Source organism: Kitasatospora sp. NPDC002543, assembly GCF_053594915.1.
The window spans coordinates 39,502-45,599 of the sequence record NZ_JBSFWR010000068.1; the positions used below are offsets into that span (position 1 = coordinate 39,502).

Annotated in this window: 6 protein-coding genes and 1 pseudogene; 5 read left to right on the plus strand and 2 right to left on the minus strand. The window is 70.8% G+C overall.

Annotated features, from left to right (window positions below; all coding sequences use genetic code 11):
- Positions 1–52: 52 nt before the first annotated feature.
- Together ACWD4P_RS25535 and ACWD4P_RS25540 are read left to right on the plus strand one after the other, a co-directional pair.
- On the plus strand, positions 53–685 hold the full coding sequence (locus tag ACWD4P_RS25535) for an RNA polymerase sigma factor (protein ID WP_449781166.1): 633 nt from the start codon (positions 53–55) through the stop codon (positions 683–685).
- Positions 682–1,614 carry a CU044_5270 family protein gene (locus tag ACWD4P_RS25540; RefSeq protein ID WP_449781167.1) on the plus strand — a complete coding sequence of 311 codons (933 nt, stop codon included), beginning with the start codon at positions 682–684 and terminating at the stop codon, positions 1,612–1,614. The genes ACWD4P_RS25535 and ACWD4P_RS25540 overlap by 4 nt, the downstream gene beginning before the upstream one ends.
- Before the next feature lie 183 nt (positions 1,615–1,797).
- Here the strand turns inward: ACWD4P_RS25540 and ACWD4P_RS25545 are convergent, their stop codons facing one another.
- Complete coding sequence (locus tag ACWD4P_RS25545; RefSeq protein WP_449781168.1) at positions 1,798–2,493, minus strand: hypothetical protein; 696 nt, start codon at positions 2,491–2,493, stop codon at positions 1,798–1,800.
- Between the two features lie 600 nt (positions 2,494–3,093).
- Complete coding sequence (locus tag ACWD4P_RS25550; protein ID WP_449781169.1) at positions 3,094–3,588, minus strand: ATP-binding protein; 495 nt, start codon at positions 3,586–3,588, stop codon at positions 3,094–3,096.
- A gap of 203 nt (positions 3,589–3,791) precedes the next feature.
- On the opposite strand from ACWD4P_RS25550, the pseudogene ACWD4P_RS25555 reads away from it, so the two are divergent.
- From ACWD4P_RS25555 to ACWD4P_RS25565, 3 genes and pseudogenes are all read left to right on the plus strand, one after another.
- Positions 3,792–3,974 (plus strand): annotated as a pseudogene (locus ACWD4P_RS25555) (helix-turn-helix transcriptional regulator); the annotation flags it as partial.
- Positions 3,975–4,100: 126 nt separating this feature from the next.
- Entirely contained in the window at positions 4,101–5,105 is a 1,005-nt protein-coding gene (locus tag ACWD4P_RS25560) for an XRE family transcriptional regulator (protein WP_359829125.1), read from the plus strand.
- The gene (locus ACWD4P_RS25565) at positions 5,102–5,920 is read left to right on the plus strand and encodes a class I SAM-dependent methyltransferase (protein WP_449781170.1); all 819 of its coding nucleotides are present in this window, start codon (positions 5,102–5,104) and stop codon (positions 5,918–5,920) included. The genes ACWD4P_RS25560 and ACWD4P_RS25565 overlap by 4 nt, the downstream gene beginning before the upstream one ends.
- The last annotated feature ends 178 nt before the right edge of the window (positions 5,921–6,098 follow it).

The following is a 6,098-nucleotide window of genomic DNA, read 5'->3' on the forward strand; positions in this document are numbered from 1 at the left end:
CCTGCGCCGTACCCGGCGGGAACCCGGCAGCTCGTGCGGACAGGTGGGGGACGTGGAACTGTCACAGCGAGCACGATTGAGGAGCGGGGACAAGTGGGCGTTCGGGGAGCTGTTCGATGAGACGGCGGACGACCTGTACCGGTACGCGGCACGGGTGCTGGGGGAGCGGGCGGCCGCCGAGGACGTCGTCCAGCTGACGTTCCTCGAAGCCTGGCGCCTGCGCGGCACGCTGCGGGAGGACGACGGGCCGGTGCGGCCCTGGCTGTTCGGGATCGCCGCCCACGTACTGCGCAACACGACCCGGGCCGCCCGGCGGCACCGGGCGGCGATGGCGCGGATACCCGACCGCGGCGTCCTGCCGGACTTCGCCGAGGAGTTGGTCGGGCGGCTCGACGACGACGCCCGGCTCGCCGCCGTCCGGCGGGCGCTGTCCGGGCTGCGGAAGGCCGAGCGCGAGGTGTTCGGACTCTGCGTCCTGGCGGGCCTGGACTACGAGAGCGCGGCCGAGGCACTCGGGGTGCCGATCGGCACGGTGCGCTCCCGGCTCTCGCGAGCCCGTACCAAGTTGCGCGCGCTGGCGGACGAGGAGCTCCGGGGCGGGCGGGAACTCCCGTCGGGCACCGGACAGGTACGGGGTGGCCGCAGCGGGGCGGCCAGGTCGACGACCCAGGGGAGGACCCGATGAACCCGATGAACGAGGACGAACTCCTGCCGACGCCCGAGGAGCCGGGGCTCTCCGCCGACCGCCGGCGGCAGCTGCGGGGGCACCTGATGAGCGAGTTCGCGCGCGGGCCGGTGGCCGCGCCCCGGCGGATCCGGCTCGGCTGGGTGGCCCTGCCCGCCCTGGCGGGCGGTCTGGCGCTGTCCCTGGTCCTGGTCGGCGGCGGGCAGCCGAGTCCGTCCACCGAGTCCAGCGGACCGGTCGCGGCCGTCGTCCTGAACCGCGCGGCGGCGGCCGTCGAGCAGCAGCCCGCCCCGGCGGCTCGCGGGGACCAGTTCATCTATGTGAAGAGCCTGGAGACGTGGAAGGAGGCAGGCGGCGAGGTGTCACGGACCCGGGAGGACTGGCTGTCCGTCGATGGCAGCAAGCGGGGACTGCTGCTCATCGACGGGCACCTGCCGAACCCCGGAGGAAGCGACGAGCACGGTGAGGCCGAACCCGTGCCGTACGACGGGAGGATCGGCAGCTACGCCTACGTCGCCGCCCTGCCGACCGACCCGGACGCGCTGCTGGCCAGGATCCACGCGGACACCGCAGGCCACGGGTCCAGCCCCGAAGCGGAGGCGTTCGAGACCGTCGGCGAGCTCCTGATGTTGCAGATCGCCCCGCCCGCCGTCAGCGCCGCGCTCTACCGGGCGGCCGCGAAGATCCCCGGCGTCACGGTGATCGACTCGGTGACCGACGGGGCCGGCCGCCCCGGCGTCGCCGTCGCACGCCGGGACATCGGCGGGAGGTCCGAGGCCCAGTGGATCTTCGACCGCGCCGACTACACCTTCCTCGGCGAGCGCACCGTCGCCCTCACCGACGGCGCGACCTTCAGGAAGGGCGACACCACCGGCCAGATGGCCGTCCTCGCCCGCGCCGTCGTCGACACGGCAGGCACCCGCCCGTAATCCGGCGGCGCCGGCTGTCCTCCTCCAGGACCGGCGTGCGAGCGACGGGGGCCGACCACCGTGCAGCCTGCCCGGTGCCGCTTCGGCTCAGCAGGAGCGGCAACGGGGGGCTTCCCGCACGAGAAGTCGGCCCGGCCGACTTCCCACGCCTCGCTCACCGCGCACGCGCTGAGCGTTCCCGCCTCAGCCGCCGACCGCCGTGGCGAGGGGCCCGCGCCCGCGCAGGGCCGCGCGGGCGCGGGCGACGCCGCCGGCGGTGGCTCCGGCTCCGCTGCCGACCGCGACGGTTCTCGTACCGCCCAGGCCGGCACAGGCGCGGCAGATGCCGGGGTGGGGCACCGGGTCGTGGCAGCGGCCGCATTCGGCGTACGAGGCGGGCGGCGCGGGCGGGTCCTCGGGGTCTTCCGGCGGCAGCTTGCGTCGGAGGCGGTCGCGGAGGATCGCCGCCGGCGAGTGCACCCGCTGCGGCAGCCCGGGCAGCAGCGCCTGCGCCAACTCGGCCTCGCCGCAACCCCGTTCCAGCCACTGCGCGACGAGCGGCGCCAGCGCCAGCGCCTCGGCCTCGCCCAGGCGCAGGCGGGGTTCGGGGCGGAGGACCCGGAACAGGGTGGCCACGGCCGCCCGCGTCCCTTCATCCGGGAGGGTGGGTTCTTGCCCCTGGTCCTTTACGGGAGGAGTGACAGCGCCGCCGGTACTCCCTCCACCGGAGTCCGGGCGGGGGACAGCCGGTGAGGGCTGCGGGGTGTCGAAGACGTGGACCACGGTCCGGATCGTCCCGTCGGGCATCCGGATCTTCTCGACCCGGTAGTACCCGGCGTCCTTCAGCTCCTTGAGCGCCCGCCGGATCGCGCCCCGCCCCTGCGGACTGCTGTCCGCCATCTGCCGCCCGTCCTCCCGCCACCCGTCGGGACGGGAGAGAAGATCGGCGAGGAGGCCGCGAGCGGTGTAACTGAGCCGACGGTCCTGCAACAGGCCGTTCGGCATGACGGTGAACGCGCGCCTGTGCACGCTACGATGAATCCGCATCTGGAGGTCTGACTCCTGGTGCCTGACCCCGGGGTGTTCCACCACCGCCGGGGTCTCCTATGTTCCGTTGATGATGCGGAAAGTAGCACACTGACTACGAAGAGTGCGAGCCGCTTGTGAGGGCCTTGGCAGGCGCGACGGGGCTCTGCATCACTTTCGGGTCAGACATTCGACCCGCGTCCGTAGCGCTCCCTCCAGTTCGATGTGCCTTCGTACGGGCGACCAGCAGGCCGTCGCACTCCAACTCGGTGCTGCTCGTCAGGTTCTCGGGCATGAGTCCTCCTTCGGAATCACGGGGCGGGCCGACTGACCAGCCCCGTCGTGGGTACAGCGATGGGTCCGTTGCCAGGACAAGCCGCTGGCAAGGAACCTCAGGTGCTTACGCCGCGTGGCTGTTGACCAGCGCGGCCACCCGCATCCCCCAAGCCCGCGTTGGGGCGGGAGGAAGTCTTGTCAGGCACTGGCTGGGACGACGTCCCGTGCCTTCGGGGCCGCGGCCCTCACCAGCGCGGTGAGTCGCTCGTCGCCCGAGACGGCGGCGGTGGTGCCGACCTCGAACCAGATCCGCTTTCCGGCGGGGTCCGGCTCGGAGCCCCAGTCCGTCGCGAGCGCGGCCACCAGGAACAGCCCTCGCCCGTCGGTGGCGTCGAGATCGATCCCGCCGGCAGCCGGGAGTTCGTGGCCGACGTCCGTCACCTCGACGCGCAGCCGTTCACCGTCCCAGGAGACGCATACGACGCACGGGGCGTGGGTGTGGGACACGGCGTTGGTGATCAGCTCGCTGGACAGCAACTCGACATCGCGGAGTGCGTCCTCCGCCAGCGGCAGGCCCCAACCGCGCACGGTCCGTATCACCCGCCGCCGGGCATCCGGCACGGCCTTGACACTGGGCAGCACACGAAAGCTGAACGGGGCGGGGGCAGTGGCCTGCCGGGTGGCGACGGACATGAGCGCGGACCTTTCACCGGGACGAGGTCGGCAGCGGGCCGATTCGCGCCGGGATTCACCCGGCAGGTATCTACGGAACCGCCTCCAACGCCGGTGAACCAGAGCAGAATTGAGGCGGCAACGAGGCATCCGTGCTGCAAACCCGGGCATGACCTGGCCTGTTACGGCTGCAGACGAACTGACGTACCTCTGGAGGACGCCGGATGACATCCAGGAGGTCCCGGCTGATCCAGCGCAGGGAGGTGGTTGGCCACACCCAGGAATCCCTGGCCGAAGCCCTCGGTGTGGACCGTACGACCGTAGGGCGATGGGAGGGCGGCAGGGGTACCCCGCAGCCCTGGATGCGGCCGAGGCTCGCCCGCGCCCTGAAGCTCTCGGTTGACCAGTTGGCCGACCTGCTGGAAGCACCCCCTGCATCCGCCGATGCAGTTCCACAGCCCGGCGAAGTCGGTGGCACGTCGCCGCCCCAACCTGCCCGGCACGGGGACCGCAGCACGGATCTCGTAGCGGCCGTGGCAGCCGACTCCACCGAGTCCGCGTTGTTCCTTCGCTTCGCGAGCGCCTCCAACGTGGACGACATGCTGCTCGAACAGATCGAAGCGGACATCGCAGCACTGGCAGAGGACTATGTCAGCAAGCCCGTGTCCGAGCTCTTCCACGACATCGGAATCCTTCGACGTGGTGTATTCGACCTGCTCCGAGGCCGTCAACATCCCTACCAGGCAAGCCATCTCTACTTGCAGGCCGGGCGCCTCTGCGGCCTGGCCGCCCACGCTGCTCTGGACCTCGGTCAGTACGCAGCTGCGGCCACGCAATCGCGAACGGCCTGGCGTTGCGCGGAGTCAGCCGGCCACAACGGTCTTCGAGCCTGGATTCGATCCGTCCAGTCGTTGATCGCCTACTGGCAGCAGGACCACTGCCAAGCCGCCGAGCTGGCGCGAGCCGGGCTGCCGTACGCGGACAGCGGGACGATCGCGGCCCGTTTGCTCAGCCTCGAAGCGCGGAGCACCGCCGCACTCGGCGACATGACGAGCGCGCTCCGAGCCGTGGAAGCTGCCGAAGCGGCGCGGAGCAGAGGAGCTACTGCGGATCTTCCGGGCGTGTTCACGTTCCCCGAGGCCAAGCAGTGGACCTACGCCGGCACCGCTCTCCTGGCCCTGGGCAGTCGACGCTACGTGAACCGCGCCATCGATGCCTCGTCCAGGGCCATCGCCCTGTACGAGTCCGCACCGCAGCAGGAGCGGTCCTCCGGTGACCTGCTGGCCGCCCGCCTTGACCTTGCCAACGCCCACCTCGCTCACGGCGACCTCGACGGGGTGCGGGAGAAGCTCTCGGCGGTGCTGGCTGTCGCACCGGACCGGCGGACGGCGAGCATCTCCACCCGCCTTCGGGCGCTGAGCGCCCGTCTTGCCGAGCCAGCCTATGCAGGCTCCCCGATCGTCCTGAGCCTCCGTGAGAATGTCAGAGAAGCCTGTTCTCGACCCGCACTCACGAACCCTCCGGAGCTGCCCCAGTGACGAGCAACAGCGCCCAGCAGGACGCCGCAGTCGCCGACGGAACTATCCTCGCGAGCAGTGCTTACGCCGACGGGCGCCACCTGGCCGCTCGCCAGTCGATCTACCAGTGGCAGCGGCCGCAGTACGATCTGCCCGGGATCGTTGTAGAGGAGCTGGCCGATGTCAGCGGCACCGTCATCGATGTCGGTTGCGGCAACGGGAAGTTCGTCAACCGTCTGCACAGGGACAGGCCAGACCTTCAGGTCGTAGGGATGGACATCTCGGCAGGCATCCTCGCCGACGTCGCGAAGCCGGTTCTGGTGGCCGACGCTCAGGCCCTGCCCTTCGGCGATGACAGCATCGACGCCGTGCTGGCTCTGCACATGCTGTATCACGTGAGCGACATCGCGGCCACAATCAAAAGACTGGCCCACGTCCTCCAGCCTGGTGGCGTGCTCATCGCCTCGACCAACAGCGACGCCGACAAGCAGGAGCTGGACCGGCTCTGGGCCAGGGCGGCAGGGGACGTCCTCGGGATTCCCGAGGGCCCGGCCCGGATCTCCCTCAGCTCCCGATTCTCCCTGGAGAAGGCCCCCGGCTACCTCGGTGCGGCGTTCGGGGGCATCAGAGTGCGGAAGCTGCCCGGTGTCATCGAGGTCACCGATCCTGCGCCGGTCGTCGCCCACCTGGCCTCCTACGAGTCATGGGCTGATCGGAGCGGCGTCCCGTTCCACGAGACCGTCAGCCGGGCAGCGGAGATCGTTGCCTCGGTGATCGCCACTGAGGGGACTTTCAAGATCTCCTGCCTCGGTGGCATCCTGACCTGTCGCCATTGAAGCAGGCATAAGGCACTCGCTCATGGCCGTGTGCAGGATCATCGGGACCGTGCCGAATGCCGATATTTCGTTTCGGGCGGGCTGCACCCACTCCTGGAGCTTCACCAGCTCCTCCTGGAGCCGCAGCAGCTCCCGCTCGTACGGCTTCCTCGCCAGCCTCTCCGGCTTCTCGGTCCGC